14 protein-coding genes are annotated in these 20,107 nt (G+C 66.4%); all 14 read left to right on the top strand.

Going from position 1 to position 20,107, the window contains the following annotated elements; translation table 11 throughout:
• A complete protein-coding gene (locus OH686_RS16830) occupies nt 1-2,955 on the top strand; it encodes a sensor histidine kinase (protein ID WP_289534072.1) in 2,955 nt (984 codons plus the stop codon).
• A gap of 69 nt (nt 2,956-3,024) precedes the next feature.
• Nucleotides 3,025-4,443 (top strand): sigma-54-dependent transcriptional regulator, encoded by a 1,419-nt coding sequence (locus OH686_RS16825; protein WP_289534071.1) that lies wholly within the window; start codon nt 3,025-3,027, stop codon nt 4,441-4,443.
• A 669-nt stretch (nt 4,444-5,112) separates the two neighbouring features.
• Nucleotides 5,113-6,528: a polynucleotide adenylyltransferase PcnB gene (locus OH686_RS16820; protein ID WP_137971057.1), complete on the top strand. Its 1,416-nt coding sequence runs from the start codon at nt 5,113-5,115 to the stop codon at nt 6,526-6,528.
• Nucleotides 6,525-7,007: a 2-amino-4-hydroxy-6-hydroxymethyldihydropteridine diphosphokinase gene (gene folK, locus OH686_RS16815; protein WP_289534070.1), complete on the top strand. Its 483-nt coding sequence runs from the start codon at nt 6,525-6,527 to the stop codon at nt 7,005-7,007. The genes OH686_RS16820 and folK overlap by 4 nt, the downstream gene beginning before the upstream one ends.
• Before the next feature lie 173 nt (nt 7,008-7,180).
• Entirely contained in the window at nt 7,181-7,981 is an 801-nt protein-coding gene (gene panB / locus OH686_RS16810) for a 3-methyl-2-oxobutanoate hydroxymethyltransferase (RefSeq protein WP_137971055.1), read from the top strand.
• Nucleotides 7,978-8,826 carry a pantoate--beta-alanine ligase gene (panC, locus tag OH686_RS16805; protein WP_289534069.1) on the top strand — a complete coding sequence of 283 codons (849 nt, stop codon included), beginning with the start codon at nt 7,978-7,980 and terminating at the stop codon, nt 8,824-8,826. Before panB ends, panC begins: the two co-directional genes overlap by 4 nt.
• Before the next feature lie 80 nt (nt 8,827-8,906).
• Nucleotides 8,907-9,287 carry an aspartate 1-decarboxylase gene (panD, locus tag OH686_RS16800; protein WP_137971053.1) on the top strand — a complete coding sequence of 127 codons (381 nt, stop codon included), beginning with the start codon at nt 8,907-8,909 and terminating at the stop codon, nt 9,285-9,287.
• An 86-nt stretch (nt 9,288-9,373) separates the two neighbouring features.
• The gene (gene pgi / locus OH686_RS16795) at nt 9,374-11,038 is read left to right on the top strand and encodes a glucose-6-phosphate isomerase (RefSeq protein WP_289534068.1); all 1,665 of its coding nucleotides are present in this window, start codon (nt 9,374-9,376) and stop codon (nt 11,036-11,038) included.
• A 227-nt stretch (nt 11,039-11,265) separates the two neighbouring features.
• On the top strand, nt 11,266-13,203 hold the full coding sequence (gene acs / locus OH686_RS16790) for an acetate--CoA ligase (protein WP_289534067.1): 1,938 nt from the start codon (nt 11,266-11,268) through the stop codon (nt 13,201-13,203).
• A gap of 114 nt (nt 13,204-13,317) precedes the next feature.
• On the top strand, nt 13,318-14,196 hold the full coding sequence (locus tag OH686_RS16785) for an oxygenase MpaB family protein (RefSeq protein ID WP_289534066.1): 879 nt from the start codon (nt 13,318-13,320) through the stop codon (nt 14,194-14,196).
• Nucleotides 14,197-14,294: 98 nt separating this feature from the next.
• Nucleotides 14,295-15,473: an acetyl-CoA C-acetyltransferase gene (locus OH686_RS16780; protein WP_289534065.1), complete on the top strand. Its 1,179-nt coding sequence runs from the start codon at nt 14,295-14,297 to the stop codon at nt 15,471-15,473.
• 179 nt (nt 15,474-15,652) lie between these two features.
• On the top strand, nt 15,653-16,666 hold the full coding sequence (locus OH686_RS16775; protein WP_289534064.1) for a class I SAM-dependent rRNA methyltransferase: 1,014 nt from the start codon (nt 15,653-15,655) through the stop codon (nt 16,664-16,666).
• Nucleotides 16,667-16,754: 88 nt separating this feature from the next.
• Entirely contained in the window at nt 16,755-19,796 is a 3,042-nt protein-coding gene (locus OH686_RS16770) for a DUF748 domain-containing protein (protein ID WP_289534063.1), read from the top strand.
• The gene (locus OH686_RS16765; protein ID WP_289534062.1) at nt 19,796-20,086 is read left to right on the top strand and encodes a DUF2845 domain-containing protein; all 291 of its coding nucleotides are present in this window, start codon (nt 19,796-19,798) and stop codon (nt 20,084-20,086) included. Before OH686_RS16770 ends, OH686_RS16765 begins: the two co-directional genes overlap by 1 nt.
• Nucleotides 20,087-20,107 lie beyond the last annotated feature (21 nt).

Raw genomic sequence — 20,107 nt, 5'->3', positions numbered from 1 at the left:
ATGCCGACCAGCTTTGAACTCAGCCAGCTGATCCTGATCAGCTCCGCCTACCTGCTGCTGCTGTTCGGCGTGGCCTGGGTCAGCGAGAAGGGCCTGATCCCGCGCTGGGTGATCCGTCACCCGCTGACCTATACCCTGTCGCTCGGCGTGTACGCCAGCGCCTGGGCCTTCTACGGCACGGTGGGCCTGGCCTATCAGTACGGCTTCGGCTTCCTCGCCAGCTACCTGGGCGTGACCGGCGCCTTCCTCCTCGCCCCGGTGCTGCTCTACCCGATCCTGCGCATCACCCGCACCTATCAGCTGTCGTCGCTGGCCGACCTGTTCGCCTTCCGCTTCCGCAGCACCTGGGCCGGCGTGCTCACCACCCTGTTCATGCTGGTCGGCCTGTTGCCCCTGCTGGCGCTGCAGATCCAGGCGGTGGCCGACTCGATCGGCATTCTCACCCGCGAGCCGCTGCAGGATCGCTTCGCCCTCGGCTTCTGCGCGCTGATCACCCTGTTCACCATCCTCTTCGGCGCACGCCATATCGCCACCCGCGAGAAGCACGAGGGCCTGGTGTTCGCCATCGCCTTCGAGTCGGTGGTCAAGCTGGTCGCCCTCGGAGGCATCGGCCTGTATGCCCTGTACGGCGTATTCGGCGGCCCCGGCGAACTGGAACAGTGGCTGCTGCAGAACCAGCACGCGCTGACCACCCTGCACACCCCCTTGCAGGAAGGCCCCTGGCGCACCCTGCTGCTGGTGTTCTTCGCCTCGGCCATCGTCATGCCGCACATGTACCACATGACCTTCACCGAGAACCTCAACCCGCGCGCCATCGTCAGCGCCAGCTGGGGCCTGCCGCTGCTCCTGCTGCTGATGAGCCTGTCGGTGCCGCTGATTCTCTGGGCCAGCCTGAAGATCGGCGCCACCACCAACCCGGAATACTTCACCCTGGGCCTGGGTCTGGCCGTCGGCGACCGCAACCTGGCGCTGCTCGCCTATGTCGGCGGCCTGTCCGCCTCCAGCGGGCTGATCATCGTCAGCACCCTGGCGCTGTCGGGCATGGCGCTCAACCACCTGGTGCTGCCGCTGTATCAGCCGCCGGCCGAAGGCAATATCTACCGCTGGCTGAAGTGGACGCGCCGCGCGCTGATCATCGCCATCATCGCCGCCGCCTACGGCTTCTACCTGCTGCTCGGCGCCGAGCAGGACCTGGCCAACCTCGGTATCGTCGCCTTCGTCGCCACCCTGCAGTTCCTCCCCGGCGTGCTTTCGGTGCTGTACTGGCCCACCGCCAACCATCGCGGCTTCATCGCCGGCCTGCTGGCCGGCATCGCCGTGTGGGCGGTGAGCATGCTGGTGCCGTTGGTCAGCAATCTGCAGGGCGTGCACCTGCCGTGGTTCGACATCGTCTACGTGCTCGACGAGAACAGCTGGCACCTGGCCGCCGTCGGCTCGCTGGCGGCCAACGTGCTGGTGTTCACCCTGGTCTCACTGTTCACCGAAGCCAGCGACGAGGAAAAGAGCGCCGCCGAAGCCTGCACCGTGGACAACGTGCGCCGCCCACAGCGCCGCGAGCTGTTGGCCGGCTCGCCGCAGGAATTCGCCTCCGAGCTGGCCAAGCCGCTCGGCGCCGTCACCGCACAGAAGGAAGTGGAGCGCGCCCTGCGCGACCTGCACCTGCCCTTCGACGAACGCCGCCCCTATGCCCTGCGTCGCCTGCGCGACCGCCTCGAAGCCAACCTGTCCGGTCTGATGGGGCCGAGCGTGGCCCAGGACATGGTCGAGACCTTCCTGCCCTACAAGTCCGGCAGCGAGGCCTACGTCAGCGAAGACATCCACTTCATCGAGAGCCGCCTGGAGGATTACCAGTCGCGCCTCACCGGCCTGGCCGCCGAGCTGGACGCCCTGCGCCGCTTCCACCGCCAGACCCTGCAGGAACTGCCGATGGGCGTGTGCTCCCTGGCCAAGGATCAGGAAGTGCTGATGTGGAACCGCGCCATGGAGGAGCTGACCGATATCAGCGCGCAACAGGTGGTCGGCTCGCGCCTGCTCAGCCTGGACGAACCCTGGCGCAGCCTGCTCAAGGACTTCATCGAGCAGGACGAGGAGCACCTGCACAAACAGCACCTGGCCCTGGATGGCGAAGTACGCTGGCTCAACCTGCACAAGGCCGCCATCGACGAGCCGCTGGCACCGGGCAACAGCGGCCTGGTGCTGCTGGTCGAGGACGTGACCGAGACCCGTGTGCTGGAAGACCAGCTGGTGCACTCCGAACGCCTAGCCAGCATCGGCCGCCTGGCCGCCGGCGTGGCCCACGAGATCGGCAACCCGGTCACCGGCATCGCCTGCCTGGCGCAGAACCTGCGCGAGGAGCGCGAGGGCGACGAGGAACTCGACGAGATCAGCGGCCAGATTCTCGAGCAGACCAAGCGCATCTCGCGCATCGTCCAGTCGCTGATGAACTTCGCCCACGCCGGCCAGCAGCAGCGCGCCGAATATCCGGTGAGCCTGGCCGAGGTGGCACAGGATGCCATCGGCCTGCTGGCGCTGAACCGCAACAGCGCCGAGGTGCAATTCTTCAACCTGTGTGACCCCGACCACCTGGCCAAGGGCGACCCACAGCGCCTGGCCCAGGTCCTGATCAACCTGCTGTCCAACGCCCGCGATGCCTCACCGGTCGGCGGCGCGATCCGGGTGACCAGCGACGCCACGGAGCAGAGCGTGGAACTGATAGTCGAAGATGAAGGTACGGGCATTCCGCAGGCGATCATGGACCGTCTGTTCGAACCCTTCTTCACCACCAAGGATCCGGGCAAGGGCACCGGTTTGGGGCTCGCGCTGGTCTATTCGATCGTGGAAGAGCATTATGGGCAGATCACCATCGACAGCCCGGCCGACCCCGAACGCCAGCGCGGAACTCGATTCCGCGTTACCCTGCCGCGCTATGTCGAAGCGACGTCCGTAGCGACCTGAGTAGTGACCTAGAACCGCCGAGAGCCGTGAAGCGCCCGCGCGGATTCGGAGACCGTCGAGAGAGAATCAATGCCTCATATCCTCATCGTCGAAGACGAAACCATCATCCGCTCCGCCCTGCGCCGCCTGCTGGAACGCAACCAGTACCAGGTCAGCGAGGCCGGTTCGGTGCAGGAAGCCCAGGAGCGCTACAGCGTTTCCGGCTTCGATCTGGTGGTCAGCGACCTGCGCCTGCCCGGCGCACCCGGCACCGAACTGATCAAGCTGGCCGAAGGCACCCCGGTGCTGATCATGACCAGCTACGCCAGCCTGCGCTCGGCGGTGGACTCGATGAAGATGGGCGCGGTGGACTACATCGCCAAGCCCTTCGACCACGACGAGATGCTCCAGGCCGTGGCTCGTATCCTGCGCGATAACCAGGAGGCGCGGCGCAATCCAACCAGCGAAGCGCCGAGCAAGGCCAACGGCAAGGCCAGCAGCGCCGCGGCCGAAGGCGACATCGGCATCATCGGCTCCTGCGCCGCCATGCAGGACCTCTACGGCAAGATCCGCAAGGTCGCCCCTACCGATTCCAACGTGCTGATCCAGGGCGAATCCGGCACCGGCAAGGAGCTGGTCGCCCGCGCCCTGCACAACCTGTCCAAGCGCGCCAAGGCGCCGCTGATCTCGGTGAACTGCGCGGCGATCCCGGAAACCCTGATCGAGTCCGAGCTGTTCGGCCACGAGAAAGGCGCCTTCACCGGCGCCAGCGCCGGCCGCGCCGGCCTGGTGGAAGCGGCCGATGGCGGCACCCTGTTCCTCGACGAGATCGGCGAGCTGCCGCTGGAAGCCCAGGCCCGCCTGCTGCGCGTGCTGCAGGAGGGCGAGATTCGTCGGGTCGGCTCGGTGCAGTCGCAGAAGGTCGACGTGCGCCTGATCGCCGCTACCCACCGCGACCTGAAGACGCTGGCCAAGACCGGCCAGTTCCGCGAGGACCTCTACTACCGCCTGCACGTCATCGCCCTCAAGCTGCCGCCGCTGCGCGAGCGCGGCGCCGACGTGGTGGAAATCGCCCAGGCCTTCCTCGCCCGCCAGTGCGTGCGCATGGGCCGCGAGGGTCTGCGCTTCGCCCACGATGCCGAGCAGGCGATCCGCCATTACCCGTGGCCGGGCAACGTGCGCGAACTGGAGAACGCCATCGAGCGCTCGGTGATCCTCTGCGAGGGCAACGAGATATCCGCCGAGCTGCTGGGCATCGACATCGAGCTGGATGACCTGAGCGACGACGACTTCGGCGAGCAGCCCATGCCCTCCAGCGCCGTCAACAACCACGAGCCGACCGAAGACCTGTCGCTGGAGGACTACTTCCAGCACTTCGTGCTCGAGCATCAGGATCACATGACCGAGACCGAACTGGCCCGCAAGCTGGGCATCAGCCGAAAGTGCCTATGGGAACGTCGTCAGCGCCTGGGCATTCCGCGGCGCAAGTCCGGCGCGGCGGCGGGCTGAGCCGCAACGCGGTGACAGAGCTGTGGGCGGATGGTTCCGCAGCTGTTACCCCAATCAAACATCGCGTAACAAAGCCGGGTTCATCGGTAACGAGAACCCGGCTTTTTTATGCCTCATCTCTGCCTGTTTTTTCTCTAAGCCCTTGAAAAACAAGGACTCACAAAAACTGGCACGGCTTCTGCTTTATCTCTGGCACAACAACAATAAAAACGTTTGAAGCTCCATAATAAAAACAATACAGAACGACTCCAGCACAACAAAAACAACAACGCGGAGGCGCAGCTAACTGATTCTTTTGGAGAGGATGTGCCTTTGGGGTTCGCCCCACGACCAGGCTGAGAACAACAAAAACTGCACTAAAGCAGAGCCTGTACTGGTTGGGTCACGGAAAGACCACGGCAATATCAGCATCCAAAGCAATCCGTTTGCTCCTGGTACCCAGCTTGGGATACCTAAAACGGGCCTACAACAAAAACAACAGGCCCGACACAATAACAAAAACAAAGCACGCACCTATTTGGGGGGGAGCCTCGGCTCCCCCAGTAGCTTTACCCCTCTCGCCTTCCCCAGCCTGCCTTCTCCACCATTCTCCTTCCCAATGCTAGAATCCGCGCCAATCGTGCGGTTACCGGCATTTCCGGCCGCTTATTCCTGCAAACAGTGCCTCTCATGCTGAAAAAGCTGTTCAAGTCCCTCCGTTCGCCGCTCTCGCTCAAGCGCCAAGCCCATCCTCGCAGCACGCCGGAAGTGCTCGGCCCCCGCCAGCATTCGCTGCAGCGTGGCCAGTTCAGCCGCAATGCGGTGGGCGTGGTAGACCGCCTGCAGAAGGCCGGTTACCAGGCCTACCTGGTGGGTGGCTGCGTACGCGATCTGCTGATCGGCGTGCAGCCCAAGGACTTCGACGTGGCCACCAGCGCCACTCCCGAGCAGGTGCGCGCCGAGTTCCGCAATGCACGGGTGATCGGCCGCCGCTTCAAGCTGGCCCATGTGCACTTCGGCCGCGAGATCATCGAAGTGGCCACCTTCCGCAGCAATCACCCGCAGGGCGATGACGAAGAAGACAGCCATCAGTCGGCACGCCACGAGAGCGGCCGCATCCTGCGCGACAACGTCTACGGCACCCTGGAAAGCGACGCCCAGCGCCGCGACTTCACCATCAACGCCCTGTACTTCGACGTCAGCGGCGAGCGCGTGCTGGACTACGCCCACGGCGTGCACGACATCCGCAACCGCCTGATCCGCCTGATCGGCGATCCCGAGCAGCGCTATCTGGAAGACCCGGTGCGCATGCTGCGCGCCGTGCGCTTCGCCGCCAAGCTCGGCTTCGAGATCGAGAAGCACAGCGCCGCGCCGATCCGCCGCCTGGCGCCGATGCTGCGCGACATTCCGGCCGCCCGCCTGTTCGAGGAAGTGCTCAAGCTGTTCCTCGCCGGCCGCGCCGAGCGCACCTTCGAGCTGCTGGTCGAGTACGACCTGTTCGCCCCACTGTTCCCGGCCAGCGCCAAGGCCCTGGAGCGCGATCCGGAATACGCCGGCGACCTGATTCGTCAGGCCCTGGCTAATACCGACGAGCGCATCGCCTTGGGCAAGCCGGTGACCCCCGCCTTCCTCTTCGCCGCCCTGCTCTGGCCGGCCATTCCGGCCCGCGCGGCGCAGCTGCAGGCGCGCGGCATGCCGCCGATCCCGGCCATGCAGGAAGCGGCGCATGATCTGATCGTCGAGCAGTGCAAGCGCATCGCCATTCCCAAGCGCTTCACCATCCCGATCCGCGAGATCTGGGACATGCAGGAACGCCTGCCGCGCCGCCAGGGCAAGCGCGCCGACCTGCTGCTGGAGAATCCGCGCTTCCGCGCCGGCTACGACTTCCTGCTGCTGCGCGAAGATGCCGGCGAGCAGACCGATGGCCTGGGCGACTGGTGGACCGACTACCAGGACGCCAGCGACAGCGAGCGCCGCAGCATGATCCGCGAGCTCGGCAACCGTCAGGAAGAAGATGGCGAAGGCGGTGCTCCTGCCCGTAAACGCCGGCGCGGCGGACGCAACCGTCGCCGCGGCCCGCGCAGCGAAGCCCCGGCCGGCGAATGATCGAGCGGGTCTACATTGGCCTCGGCAGCAACCTGGCCGAGCCGCACCAGCAGCTGCGGGCCGCGCTCGCCGCCATCGCCGCGCTGCCGCACACGACGCTGGTCAGCACCTCCTCCTTCTATATCAGCGACCCACTGGGCCCGGCCGACCAGCCACGCTACGTCAATGCCGTGGCCGCGCTGGACACCGAACTGGCGCCGCTGCAGCTGCTCGACGCCCTGCAACGCATCGAGCTGGAGCAGGGCCGCGTGCGCAAGGCCGAGCGCTGGGGGCCACGCACCATGGACCTGGACATTCTGCTGTTCGGCTCGCGCATCCTCGCCGAGGAGCGCCTGACCGTGCCGCACTACCATATGCACGCCCGTGCCTTCGTCCTCTACCCGCTGGCCGAGATCGCCCCGCAGCTGCTGTTGCCCGACGGGCGCAGCCTGGAGCAGCTGCTGGCCGCCTGCCCCTACGAGGGGCTGGAGCGCCTGTAAGCGCAGCGCCGGTAACGCCGTAACAGCGCGGTAACACCCGTGATTGACTTCACGCCCCCCCATCGGGACTATAGGCGTCCCGTTGCCCCGAGGCGGTGCAGAGAGTGCCGTCCAAGAGGCCGAGAGCAGGCGCCACAAGTGCCGTAATCCGGCCCGCTGATGAGGAATCTCCAATGCCTGATGTAACCGTAAGCACCCTGCTGGGCCTGAAGCAGAAGGGCGAGAAGATCGCCATGCTCACCGCCTACGACGCCACCTTCGCCCAGGCAGCCTGCCAGGCCGGTGTGGAAGTGCTGCTGGTGGGAGACTCCCTGGGTATGGTCCTGCAGGGCCACGACAGCACATTGCCGGTGTCGCTGGCCGACATGGCCTACCACACCGCCGCCGTGAAGCGCGGCAACCAGGGCGCGCTGATCCTCGCCGACCTGCCGTTTATGGCCTACGCCACCCTGGAACAGACCTTCGCCAGCAGCGCCGCGCTGATGCAGGCCGGCGCCCACATGATCAAGCTGGAAGGCGCCAGCTGGCTGGCCGAGCCCATCCGCCAACTGGCCGAGCGCGGCGTGCCGGTGTGCGCCCACCTGGGCCTGACCCCGCAGGCGGTCAACGTGTTCGGCGGTTACAAGGTACAGGGCCGCGGTGACGCCGCCGCCCGCCAGCTGCGTGCCGACGCCATGGCCCTGGAACAGGCCGGCGCCGCCATGCTGCTGCTCGAGTGCGTGCCCAGCGAGCTGGCCGCCGAAATCAGCCAGTCGGTGAAGATCCCGGTGATCGGCATCGGCGCAGGCTCGGCCACCGACGGCCAGGTACTGGTGATGCACGACATGCTCGGCCTGTCCCTGACCGGCCGCGCGCCGAAGTTCGTGAAGAACTTCATGGAAGGCCAGCCCAGCGTCCAGGCCGCCTTCGCAGCCTATGTGCGCGCAGTGAAGGACGTCAGCTTCCCCGCCGAGGAACACGGATTCTCCGCATGAACACTGTCAAGACCGTACTGGAACTGCGCGCCGCCGTCGCGCGTGCGCGTGGCGAGGGCAAGCGCATCGCCTTCGTGCCGACCATGGGCAACCTGCACGAGGGCCACGTGGCCCTGGTGGAGAAGGCCGGCCAGCGCGCCGACTTCGTGGTCGCCAGCATCTTCGTCAACCCGCTGCAGTTCGGCCCCAACGAAGACCTGGCCAAGTACCCGCGCACCCTGGCCGCCGATCAGGAGAAGCTGGTCGCCGCCGGTTGCCACCTGCTGTTCCATCCGGACGTGGAGGAGATGTACCCCCACGGCCAGGAAGGCCAGACTCGCGTCGGCGTGCCCGGCGTCTCCGAGGGCCTGTGTGGCGCCAGCCGCCCAGGTCACTTCGAGGGCGTGGCCACGGTGGTCACCAAGCTGTTCAACATGGTCCAACCGGACCTCGCCGTGTTCGGCGAGAAGGACTTCCAGCAGCTGGCGGTGATCCGCACCCTGGTGCGCGACCTGAACATGCCGGTACAGATCATCGGCGAGCCGACCGTGCGCGCCGAGGACGGCCTGGCCCTGTCCTCGCGCAACGGCTACCTGAGCGCCGAGCAGCGTGCCCAGGCCCCGGCCCTCCACCGCACCCTGCAGCAGTTGGCCGAAGCCATTCGCAATGGCGACCGTCAGTTCGCCCAACTGATCGAGCGCGGCCAGGCCAGCCTGGCCAGCGCCGGCTTCCGCCCCGACTACCTGGAGATTCGCGAGGCGCTGAGTCTGCGTCCGGCCCAGGCAGACGATACGCAACTGGTGATCCTGGGCGCCGCCTTCATGGGCAACACGCGCCTGATCGATAACCTGACGCTCGAGCTGTAACCCGCACATCGCCTGGTCTTGAACCCCTTCGGGGGTTCGGGCACACTCTGCCGCCGCCGTATTCCGAGAGGGGAGTAGTCATGCACGCCATCATGCTCAAGGCCAAGCTGCACCGCGCCATCGTCACCCATGCGGTGCTCGACTATGAGGGTTCCTGCGCCATCGACGGCGAGTGGCTGGACCTGTCCGGCATTCGCGAGTACGAACAGATTCAGATCTACAACATCGACAACGGCGAACGCTTCACCACCTACGCCATCCGTGGCGAGGAAGGCTCGAAGATCATCTCGGTCAATGGCGCCGCCGCGCACAAGGCCGGCGTCGGCCACCGCGTGATCATCTGCGCCTACGCCCACTACAGCGAGGCCGAGCTGGCCAATTTCCAGCCGCGCGTGCTGTACATGGGCGCCGATGGCGAACTCAGCCACACCAGCAACGCGATTCCCGTACAAGTCGCCTGAACGAGTCGCGTCCCGCTACACTCCAAGCCCGGAATCTCCGGGCTTTTTAATGCCCGAAACGCCGCATAACAAGGAAATTGCCGCCCATGGCGTACTACCAGCAACCGCTCGATGTCACCACCCTGCCCGCCTGGCAGGCCCTGCGCCAACACCGCCAGGCCATGCAGGACTTCAGCATGCGCGACGCCTTCGCCAGCGACGCCAAGCGTTTCGAGCGCTTCTCCATGAGCACCAGCGGCATCTTCCTCGACTACTCGAAGAACCTGCTCAGCGAGGAAACCCGCACCCTGCTGGTCAACCTGGCCAGGGAAGCCGGCCTGCAGGAGGCCATCGAGGCCCTGTTCAACGGCGAGCACGTCAATTCTTCGGAAGGCCGCCCGGCCCTGCATACCGCCCTGCGCCGCCCCATCGGCGACTGCGTCATGGTCAACGGCGCCAACGTGATGCCGGACGTGCACCGCGTGCTCAACCAGATGACCGATATCGTCGGGCGCATCCACAGCAACCTGTGGCGCGGCTACAGCGAGAAGACCATCACCGATGTGGTCAACATCGGCATTGGCGGCTCCTTCCTCGGCCCGCAGCTGGTGTCCGAGGCGCTGCTGCCGTTCACCCAGCACGGCGTGCGCTGCCACTACCTGGCCAATATCGACGGCAGCGAATTCCATGAACTGGCCGCCAAGCTGAATGCCGAGACCACCCTGTTTATCGTTTCAAGTAAGTCGTTTGGCACCCTGGAAACCCTGAAGAACGCCCAGGCCGCCCGCTCCTGGTACCTGGCCCGTGGCGGTACCGAGGAGAAGCTGTACCGCCACTTCATCGCGGTCACCAGCAACAACCAGGCGGCCATCGAGTTCGGCATCCGCGAGAAGAACATCTTCCCCATGTGGGACTGGGTCGGCGGGCGCTACTCGCTGTGGTCGGCCATCGGCCTGCCGATCGCCCTGGCCATCGGCATGTCCAACTTCAAGGAACTGCTGTCCGGCGCCTACAGCATGGACAATCACTTCCGCAGCACCAGCTTCGACAAGAACATGCCCGTGCTGCTGGCCTTGCTCGGCGTCTGGTACGGCAACTTCTGGGGCGCTCAGAGCCACGCCATCCTGCCGTACGACCACTACCTGCGGAACATCACCAAGCACCTGCAGCAGCTGGATATGGAGTCCAACGGCAAGAGCGTGCGCCAGGACGGCAGCCCGGTGAGCGTCGAGACCGGCCCGGTGATCTGGGGCGGCGTCGGCTGCAACGGCCAGCACGCCTACCACCAGCTGCTGCACCAGGGCACCCCGCTGATTCCGGCAGACTTCATCGTGCCGGTGGTCAGCTACAACCCGGTGGCCGACCACCATCAGTGGCTATACGCCAACTGCTTGTCGCAGAGCCAGGCGCTGATGCTCGGCAAGTGCCGCGATGAGGCCGAGGCCGAATTGCGCGCCAAGGGCCTGAGCGAGGACGAAGTGCAGCGCCTGGCGCCGCACAAGGTGATCCCGGGCAACCGCCCGAGCAATACCCTGGTGCTGGAACGCATCAGCCCGCGGCGCCTCGGCGCGCTGGTGGCCATGTACGAGCACAAGGTGTTCGTGCAGAGCGTGATCTGGGGCATCAATGCCTTCGACCAGTGGGGCGTGGAGCTGGGCAAGGACCTCGGCAAGGGCGTCTACCAGCGCCTCACCGCCTGGGATGCGGCGCCGGCCGAGGACGCCTCGACCCAGGGCCTGATCGACTTCTTCCGCGGTCGTCACCGCGGCTGAGGCGCGCCCGCCAGTCGCCGGGCGCAATGCCCGGCGGCTGTTTCCCAGCACTGCTATCGTTAGCGCCGCCGGCCAGCCCGGAACTGCCTCCCCGGGCGATTGCCGAACCTGAAGAGGCAACCTGCGCGCTCGCACGCACCGCGCCTGAACGCCAAGGCTTGAACCGAGCAGGTGCTTGGTACACCCTAGCCGCCATCGTGGCTCAACAATAAGACAAGGACCCCGCCATGTTCGAAATCAGCCTTCACCCGGTCAAGGATGCGGTTCGCCAGCGTGCGTACCTGGACAACGAGGCCTACCAGCGCCTCTACCGCCAGTCCGTCGAGCAGCCGGAAGAGTTCTGGAGCGAACAGGCCAAGCAGTTCCTGCACTGGTTCAAGCCCTGGGATCAGCTGCACCACAGCGATCTGGCCAAGGGCGAGGCGCAATGGTTCAAGGGCGGCCAGCTCAACGTCGCCTACAACTGCATCGACCGCCACCTGGAACAGCGCGGCGAACAGATCGCCATCATCTGGGAAGGCGACAACCCGGCCGAGTCGGCACATATCACCTACAACAAGCTGCACCACAACGTCAGCCGCCTGGCCAATGTGCTGAAACAGCGCGGAGTCAAGAAAGGCGACCGGGTGTGCATCTACATGCCCATGGTGCCGGAGGCGGCCTACGCCATGCTGGCCTGCACCCGCATCGGCGCCATCCACTCGGTGGTGTTCGGCGGCTTCTCCCCGGACGCCCTGCGCGACCGCATCCTCGATGCCGATTGCCGCACCGTGATCACCGCCGACGAAGGCGTGCGCGGCGGCAAGTACATCCCGCTGAAGAACAACGTCGACAAGGCCCTGCAGAGCTGCCCGAACGTCAGCACCGTGCTGGTGGTCGAGCGCACCCAGGGCGAGATCGCCTGGGTCGACGGCCGCGATCTCTGGTACCACCAGGCCCTCAAGGAGGCCAGCGCCGACTGCCCGGCCGAGCCGATGGACGCCGAGGACCCGCTGTTCATCCTCTACACATCCGGCAGCACCGGCAAACCCAAGGGCGTGCTGCACACCACCGGCGGTTACCTGCTGGGCGCGGCGATGACCCACAAGTACGTGTTCGACTACCACGAGGGCGACATCTACTGGTGCACCGCCGACGTCGGCTGGGTCACTGGGCACAGCTACATCGTCTACGGCCCGCTGGCCAACGGCGCCACCACCCTGATGTTCGAGGGCGTGCCCAACTACCCGGACGCCTCGCGCTTCTGGCAGGTGATCGACAAGCACCAGGTGAACATCTTCTACACCGCGCCGACCGCCCTGCGCGCGCTGATGCGCGAGGGCGAGGCCGCCGTGAAGGCCACCGACCGCTCCAGCCTGCGCCTGCTCGGCTCGGTGGGCGAGCCGATCAACCCCGAGGCCTGGGAGTGGTACTACAACGTGGTCGGCGAGCGCCGCTGCCCTATCGTCGACACCTGGTGGCAGACCGAAACCGGCTCGATCCTCATCACCCCGCTGCCCGGCGCCACCGACCTGAAACCCGGCTCGGCCACCCGCCCGTTCTTCGGCGTGCAGCCGGTGCTGCTCGATGAGCAGGGCAAGGAGATTGAAGGCCCCGGCGCCGGCGTGCTGGCGATCAAGGCCAGCTGGCCGAGCCAGATCCGCAGCGTGTACGGCGACCACCAGCGCATGATCGACACTTACTTCAAGCCCTACCCCGGCTACTACTTCACCGGCGACGGCGCGCGCCGCGACGAGGACGGCTACTGGTGGATCACCGGCCGCGTCGACGACGTGATCAACGTCTCCGGCCACCGCATCGGCACCGCCGAGGTGGAGAGCGCTCTGGTACTGCATGACGCCGTGGCCGAGGCCGCGGTGGTCGGCTATCCGCATGACCTCAAGGGCCAGGGCATCTACGCCTTCGTCACCACCATGAAGGGCCTGGAACCCTCCGACGAGCTGAAGAAGGATCTGCTGGCCCTGGTCGGCAAGGAGATCGGCAGCTTCGCCAAGCCGGAGCTGATCCAGTGGGCACCGGGCCTGCCCAAGACCCGCTCGGGCAAAATCATGCGGCGCATCCTGCGCAAAATCGCCTGCAACGAGCTGGACAACATGGGCGACACCTCGACCCTGGCCGACCCGTCGGTAGTGGATAGCCTGATCGAGCAGCGCCTGAACCAGTAACCCTCCTCCTTAGGCGGGTAACCCCACGCGCCCGCCCCACCTTCCCCTCTCCCTCTGGGAGAGGGGCTAGGGGTGAGGGCCTCACCAGCAACACCGCCGATAATCGAAATCACCATGGAATTCCTCCGCCGCCGCATCGAAGCCCAGGTTCTCAGCCTCAGCGGCATCGTTCTCGGCCAGATCGACTTCAGCCAGCCCCAGGGCGATCCCGGCCTGTTCGGCCCGGACGCGGTGTGCTGGCGCGTGCACGGCGACTTCACCAGCATGATGGTCGGCGGCATCAGCGCCCTGCTGCTGCAGGCCCTGCACCCTCTCGCGCTGTCCGGCGTGTGGGACCACTCGAATTTCCGCGAGGACCTGATCGGCCGCCTGCGCCGCACCGGCCAGTTCATCTCCGGCACCACCTTCGGCTCGCGCCGCGATGCCGAGTGGCTGATCGACAAGGTGCGCACCATTCACCTCAAGGTGGTCGGCACTGCGCCGGATGGCCGGCCCTACGCGGCCAGCGACCCGGCGCTGCTGACCTGGGTACACGTGGCCGAAGTGTCGAGCTTCCTCGCCGCCCACCTGCGCTACTGCAACCCCCAGCTCAGCGCGGCCGACCAGGACCGCTACTACGCCGAGGTGGCGCTGATCGCCGAACGCCTGGGCGCCGAGAACGTGCCGCGCTCGCGCGGCGAAGTCGCCGCCTACCTCGATGGCGTGCGCCCGCAGTTGCTGTGTGACGAGCGCTCGCGGGAGATCCTGCGCATCCTGCAGGGCGCGCCGGCGCCCAGCGCCCTGGCCGTGCCGGTGGGCAAGCTGCTGATGCAGGCCGGCTTCGATCTGCTGCCGGACTGGGCCCAGGCCATGCTCGACACGCCCATCGGCACAGCCCGCAGCCGGGCCATTCGCACCGGGGTGAACAGCCTGGCGCCGACGCTGCGCTGGGCCGTGCGTGGCGCCGCGGTGCATCGCGCACGCCAGCGCATGGGCCTGCCGCCGCGCGACTGAGCGGTCGGCCCCGGCACTGGCCGGGGTCGAATCGGCTATGCCACCATAGCGCCCCCGTCGCGCCATCCGCGCGCGCACCCGATTTCGAGGAGCCCGTCATGCAAGAAGTCGTCATCGTCGCCGCCACCCGCACCGCCATCGGCAGCTTCCAGGGCTCCCTGGCCGGCGTACCCGCCGTCGACTTGGGCGCCGCGGTGATCAAACGCCTGCTGGAACAGACCGGCCTCAATGGCAGCGAAGTGGACGAGGTGATCCTCGGCCACGTGCTGACCGCCGGCGCCGGACAGAACACCGCCCGCCAGGCCTCGATCAAGGCCGGCCTGCCGAATGCCGTGCCGGCGCTGACCCTGAACAAGGTCTGCGGCTCCGGCCTCAAGGCCCTGCACCTCGGCGCCCAGGCGATTCGCTGCGGCGACGCCGAGGTGATCATCGCTGGCGGCATGGAGAACATGAGCCTGGCGCCCTACGTCATGCCCGCCGCCCGCACCGGCCAGCGTATGGGCCACGGCAAGCTGATCGACACCATGATCCAGGACGGTCTGTGGGACGCCTTCAACGACTACCACATGGGCATCACCGCCGAGAACCTGGTGGACAAGTACGGCATCAGCCGCGAGCAGCAGGACGCCTTCGCCGCCGCCTCGCAGCAGAAAGCCGTGGCCGCCATCGAGGCCGGTCGCTTCAATGACGAGATCACCCCGATCCTGATCCCCTCGCGCAAGGGCGACCCGGTCAGCTTCGCCAAGGACGAACAGCCGCGCGCCGGTACCACCGCAGAAAGCCTGGCCAGCCTCAAGCCGGCGTTCAAGAAGGACGGCAGCGTCACCGCCGGCAACGCCTCCAGCCTTAACGACGGTGCAGCGGCGGTTCTACTCATGAGTGCTGAAAAGGCCAAGGCCCTCGGCCTGCCGGTACTGGCCAAGATTGCTTCTTACGCTAACGCCGGTGTCGACCCGGCGATCATGGGTATCGGCCCGGTCTCGGCCACCAAGCGCTGCTTGGAGAAGGCCGGCTGGCAACTGGCCGACCTCGACCTGATCGAGGCCAACGAGGCCTTCGCCGCCCAAGCCCTATCGGTGGGCAAGGAGCTGGGCTGGGATGCGGCCAAGGTCAACGTCAACGGCGGCGCCATCGCCCTCGGCCACCCCATCGGCGCCTCCGGCTGCCGCGTGCTGGTGACCCTGTTGCACGAGATGATCAAGCGCGACGCCAAGAAGGGCCTGGCCACCCTGTGCATCGGTGGCGGGCAGGGTGTAGCCCTGGCCATCGAACGCTAACGTCACGCCCATCACTCGCATTCGCGGTGTCGGCGGCGCTTGCCGTAGGCGGTCTACTGTCTGCGCACCGCCTCCTTGCGACTACGAGTGCTGTGCGCGACTGAACATGGAGTAACGCCGGCCGAGAGCCGGCGTTTTTCTTGGTAAACTGCGCGCCCTCCCGCTCCGAGACGCCGCGCATGTCTTCTCTCGACCAGGCGCTCTCCGCCGCCCTCGATGCCCGCCAGCCATTGCTGGCCGAACTGCACCAGCAGCAGACCGACTGCTACCGGCTGTTCCATGGCAGCCAGGAAGGCGCACCCGGCCTCACCGTCGACCGCTATGGCCCGCAACTGATGGTGCAGAGCTTCCATCAGCCACTGGAGCTCGATGCACTACTCGACCTGCACACCACCATCAACGGGCGCCTCGGCGTCGAACTGCAACTGGTCTACAACGACCGTTCCGGTGGCAACTCGCGCGTCGACCGGCGCGACCCGGTGTACCAGGCCGCTCCCGAGGCGCTGGAAGACATGGTCGGCCGGGAATGGGCGCTGAATTACCGGGTACGCGGGCGCCATCCGGGCCAGGACCCGCTGCTGTTCCTCGACCTGCGTGAAGCGCGTGGCTGGGTGAAGCGCCACAGTGCCGGCAAGAGCGTGCTCAACCTGTTCGCCTATACCTGCGGCGTCGGCCTGGCAGCCGCTGCCGGTGGCGCGCGCGAGGTGCTCAACCTGGACTTCGCCGAGGGCAACCTGGCGGTAGGCCGCGAGAACTTGGCACTCAATCCGGGACTGGCGATGGACTTCGTGCAGTCCGACTACTTCCCCGCCATCCGCCAGTTGGCCGGGCTACCCATTGCCTCCCGCCGCGGACACAAGTTGCCGAGCTACCCGCGCCTGGAACAGCGCCAGTTCGACCTGGTGCTGCTCGACCCACCGGCCTGGGCCAAGAGCGCCTTCGGCACTGTCGACCTGCTGCGCGACTACCAGAGCCTGCTCAAGCCGGCGATCCTCGCCACCGCCGAGGATGGCGTGCTGATCTGTTGCAACAACCTGGCGAAAGTGGCGATGGACGACTGGCGCCCGCAGGTGCTGCGCTGCGCCGAGAAACTCGGGCGCCCGGTGCGCGAGTGCGAGCAGATCGTCCCCGCTGCCGACTTCCCCTCGCGCGACGGCCAGCCACCACTGAAGACCCTGGTGCTGCGCTTCTAAGTCGATCACAAGGGCACAGTGCTGGCCCACAAAGCGTGACGGCCCATGCCATACTCCTGGCGTCTTAGCCTGGAAGATGTGCCGCACCATGCCCAAAGGATTGAAACGCGCCGCCTACGCGCTCGCGATTGCATTCGGACTGTATAGCCTGCTCGGTTTCCTGATCCTGCCCGGCATCGCGCTGCGGGTGGCCAACCAGCAACTGGCCCAATTGGCCACCGTGCCGGCGCGACTGGGGCGCATCGAGCTCAACCCCTTCAGCCTGGAGCTGCAGCTCTGGGGCCTGCATATCGGCGAGCCGGCCAAGCCGCAGGTCGCCTTCCAGCGCCTGCACGCCAACCTGCAGGTCGACAGCCTGTGGAGCGGCGCCCTGCACCTGGCCGACATAGAACTGGAGAAGGCGCATACCGAGGTGCTGTTCGCCAAGGACGGCAAGCTCAACCTGACCGGCCTGTTCCAGCTGCCGCCCAGCGAAGAGAAACCCGCAGCGGAGGAGCCGAGCGAGCCCTTCCCGCTGCGCATAGGCCGCATCGCGCTGATCGAGAACGGCCTGCACTTCGAGGACCTGCGCCCCAGCGAGCCGGTGGAGTTCATCTACGACTCGCTGAATCTGGAGCTGACCAACCTCAGCACCCTGCCCGACGACAACGCCGACATGCAGATGGTCGCCATCGGCCCGCGCGGCGGACGCATCGACTGGCAGGGCCAGGTCAGCCTCACCCCGATCGCCTCCAAGGGTCAGCTCAAGATCACCGACGGCAAGCTCAAGGGCGTGTGGCCCTATGTGCGCGATGCCGTACCACTGGTGCTGGAAGACGGCGTGCTCGACCTCAGTGCCGAGTATTCGCTGAACCTGGCCAAGGGCACCGAGCTGCAGCTGAGCAACGTCAGCGCCGCGCTCTCCAGCTTTGCCATCAAGAGCCCCGAGGACAAGCCGCTGGCTCGCCTGGAGCGCCTGGACGTCAGCGAAACCAGCCTGGACCTGGCCAAGCAGCAGGTGGTGATCGGCAAGATCCGCAGCCACAAGCTGGAGACCTGGGCGGCCCGCGAGAAGGACGGCCAGCTGGACTGGCAGAAGCTGTTCGCCAGCCATAGCAAGCCTGCTCCGGCGGCCGCACCTGCTGCCCCGCAGACGCCCGCCGCCGCTCCCGAAGCTCCGGCTCCGGCTCCGGCTCCGGCTCCGGCTCCGAACGAGGGTGGTGCAGGCTCCACGCCCGCAACAGCCGCACCGGATGCTTCTCAACAAACCGCCAGCGCCGCAGCTCCGGCAGAGCCGAAAAAACCGGAAGAGCCGGCCAAGCCCTGGCAGGTGCTGCTGCGCGATGTGCAGCTGCGCGACTACCAGATCCACCTGGCCGACCGCGCCGCAGGCGCCCAGGAGGTCAAGCTCGACCTGGCCCCGCTCCATCTCGATCTCAAGGACTTCGACAGCCTGGGCACCTCGCCCTTCTCCCTCAAGCTCGATACCGGGGTGAATAAGCGCGGGCAGCTCAAGGCCGATGGCCAGGTCCAGCTACAGCCGACCACCGCCAAACTGCAGCTGGTCACCCGTGACATTGATCTGCGCCTGGCTCAGTCCTATATCAGCCCCTTCGTCCGCCTGGAGCTGCGCAGCGGCCTGCTCGGCAGCGACCTGGCCGTGAACCTGAAGAGCGTCGATCCGCTGGCCTTCAGCATCGGCGGCCGCGCCGAGGTCAACCAGCTGCATACCCTGGATACCCTCAAGGACCGCGACTTCCTCAAGTGGCAGCAACTGGTGGTGGAGGGGCTGGACTACCAGCACGAACAGGGCCTGGTGATCGGCCAGGTCAATCTGCAGCAGCCTTATGCGCGCTTCATCATCAACGAGGACCTGACCACCAATATCAACGACCTGGTCATCGCCCAGCCCGCCGATCCGAAGGCCAAGCCGGCGCCGGCCGGTAAGCAACTGCCGATCCGCATCGGCGGAGTGAACATCAAGGACGGCTCGGCCAACTTCGCCGACTTCAGCCTGACCCCCAACTTCGCCACCGCCATCCAGCAACTCAATGGCCAGATCGGCACCTTGGACAACCAGAGCCCGAAGACCGCCAGCGTCGATATCAAGGGCAAGGTCGACAAGTACGCGCCGGTCACCATCAAGGGCGGGCTGACGCCGTTCGACCCGATGAACAGCCTGGATATCGCCACCAGCTTCAAGAACGTCGAGCTGACCACCCTCACCCCCTACTCAGGCAAGTTCGCCGGCTACCGCATCAAGAAGGGCCGCCTCAACCTGGACCTGCACTACCAGATCGAGAAGGGCCAGCTGAATGCCGAGAACAAGCTGCTGCTGGAAGACCTGCAGCTGGGCGAGAAAGTCGACAGCAAGGACGCCGTGGACCTGCCGATCCGCCTGGCCGTGGCCCTGCTCAAGGACACCAAGGGCAATATCGACATCCAGCTGCCGGTGCAGGGCAACCTCAACGACCCGCAGTTCAGCGTCATGCCCATCGTCTGGCAGACCATGCGCAACCTGGTGCTGCGTGCCGCCCAGGCACCGTTCAAATTCATCGCCGGCCTGGTCGGTGGCGGCGAAGCCGACCTCAGCCAGGTGCAGTTCGCCGCGGGCAGCAGCGAGCTGGACGGCGCAGCGCAGAAATCCCTGGATACCCTGGCTGCCGCGCTCAAGGAGCGTCCAGTGCTGCGCCTGGAAGTGGAAGGCATGAGCGCCGAAGCCAGCGATGGCCCGCTGCTGGCCGTGCAACGCCTGGAGCGTGAATACCAGAGCACCCAGTACAAGATGCTGCAGCGCAACGGCGATCAGGTGCCGGCCGAGCCCGAGCTGCTGGTGGTGGACGAGGACGACAAGGCCGTGCTGCTGGAAGGCATCTACCGCACCCGCCTGAAGCAGCAGCCTCCCGCCGAATGGAAGGAGCTGCCGGACGAAGAGCGCACGGCGAAGATGCGCAACGCCGTGCTGGAGTCGTGGTCCAAGAGTGAACTGCTGCTGCGCCAACTCGGCCAGGCCCGAGCGGCCAGCATCAAGGACTATCTGGTGGAGCGCGGCGGCCTGGAAGACCAGCGCATCTATCTGCTCGATGTCAGCCTGACCCAGGGCCAATCCGGCGGCCAGGTTGCCACCGCGCTGCATCTGGGGAGCTTGTGATGAACCGGAGCCTATTGGCCATTGCGCTGACGCTATCCTGTGGTTTGGCGGAGGCAGGAACGCTGCGCTGCGGCAGCAAGCTGATCAACGAAGGCGACCGCGCCTTCGAGGTCCAGCGCAAGTGCGGCGAGCCCGAGTATCGAGATCTGGTCGGCTATACCGGCGGCAACTACGGCGACCGCGAGCTGGTGATCGAAGAATGGGTATACGGCCCCACCAACGGCATGCTCAGCATCCTCACCTTCCAGGGCAATCGCCTGGTCCGCATCGAAACCAAGCGCGCAGACTGACAGAAGACTGGCCACCGTGTA

It is taken from the genome of Pseudomonas sp. SO81 (assembly GCF_030374125.1).
Lineage (GTDB): Bacteria > Pseudomonadota > Gammaproteobacteria > Pseudomonadales > Pseudomonadaceae > Aquipseudomonas.
Note: the sequence above shows the minus strand (reverse complement) of the source record. Positions and strands in the feature narration are given on the sequence as shown.

Excerpts from the sequence above, each read along its gene's own strand:
- OH686_RS16830 (WP_289534072.1), top strand. The coding sequence starts at position 1 with ATGCCGACCAGCTTTGAACTCAGCCAGCTGATCCTGATCAGCTCCGCC.
- OH686_RS16825 (WP_289534071.1), top strand. The coding sequence starts at position 3,025 with ATGCCTCATATCCTCATCGTCGAAGACGAAACCATCATCCGCTCCGCC.
- OH686_RS16820 (WP_137971057.1), top strand. The coding sequence starts at position 5,113 with ATGCTGAAAAAGCTGTTCAAGTCCCTCCGTTCGCCGCTCTCGCTCAAG.
- folK (WP_289534070.1), top strand. The coding sequence starts at position 6,525 with ATGATCGAGCGGGTCTACATTGGCCTCGGCAGCAACCTGGCCGAGCCG.
- panB (WP_137971055.1), top strand. The coding sequence starts at position 7,181 with ATGCCTGATGTAACCGTAAGCACCCTGCTGGGCCTGAAGCAGAAGGGC.
- panC (WP_289534069.1), top strand. The coding sequence starts at position 7,978 with ATGAACACTGTCAAGACCGTACTGGAACTGCGCGCCGCCGTCGCGCGT.
- panD (WP_137971053.1), top strand. The coding sequence starts at position 8,907 with ATGCACGCCATCATGCTCAAGGCCAAGCTGCACCGCGCCATCGTCACC.
- pgi (WP_289534068.1), top strand. The coding sequence starts at position 9,374 with ATGGCGTACTACCAGCAACCGCTCGATGTCACCACCCTGCCCGCCTGG.
- acs (WP_289534067.1), top strand. The coding sequence starts at position 11,266 with ATGTTCGAAATCAGCCTTCACCCGGTCAAGGATGCGGTTCGCCAGCGT.
- OH686_RS16785 (WP_289534066.1), top strand. The coding sequence starts at position 13,318 with ATGGAATTCCTCCGCCGCCGCATCGAAGCCCAGGTTCTCAGCCTCAGC.
- OH686_RS16780 (WP_289534065.1), top strand. The coding sequence starts at position 14,295 with ATGCAAGAAGTCGTCATCGTCGCCGCCACCCGCACCGCCATCGGCAGC.
- OH686_RS16775 (WP_289534064.1), top strand. The coding sequence starts at position 15,653 with ATGTCTTCTCTCGACCAGGCGCTCTCCGCCGCCCTCGATGCCCGCCAG.
- OH686_RS16770 (WP_289534063.1), top strand. The coding sequence starts at position 16,755 with ATGCCCAAAGGATTGAAACGCGCCGCCTACGCGCTCGCGATTGCATTC.
- OH686_RS16765 (WP_289534062.1), top strand. The coding sequence starts at position 19,796 with ATGAACCGGAGCCTATTGGCCATTGCGCTGACGCTATCCTGTGGTTTG.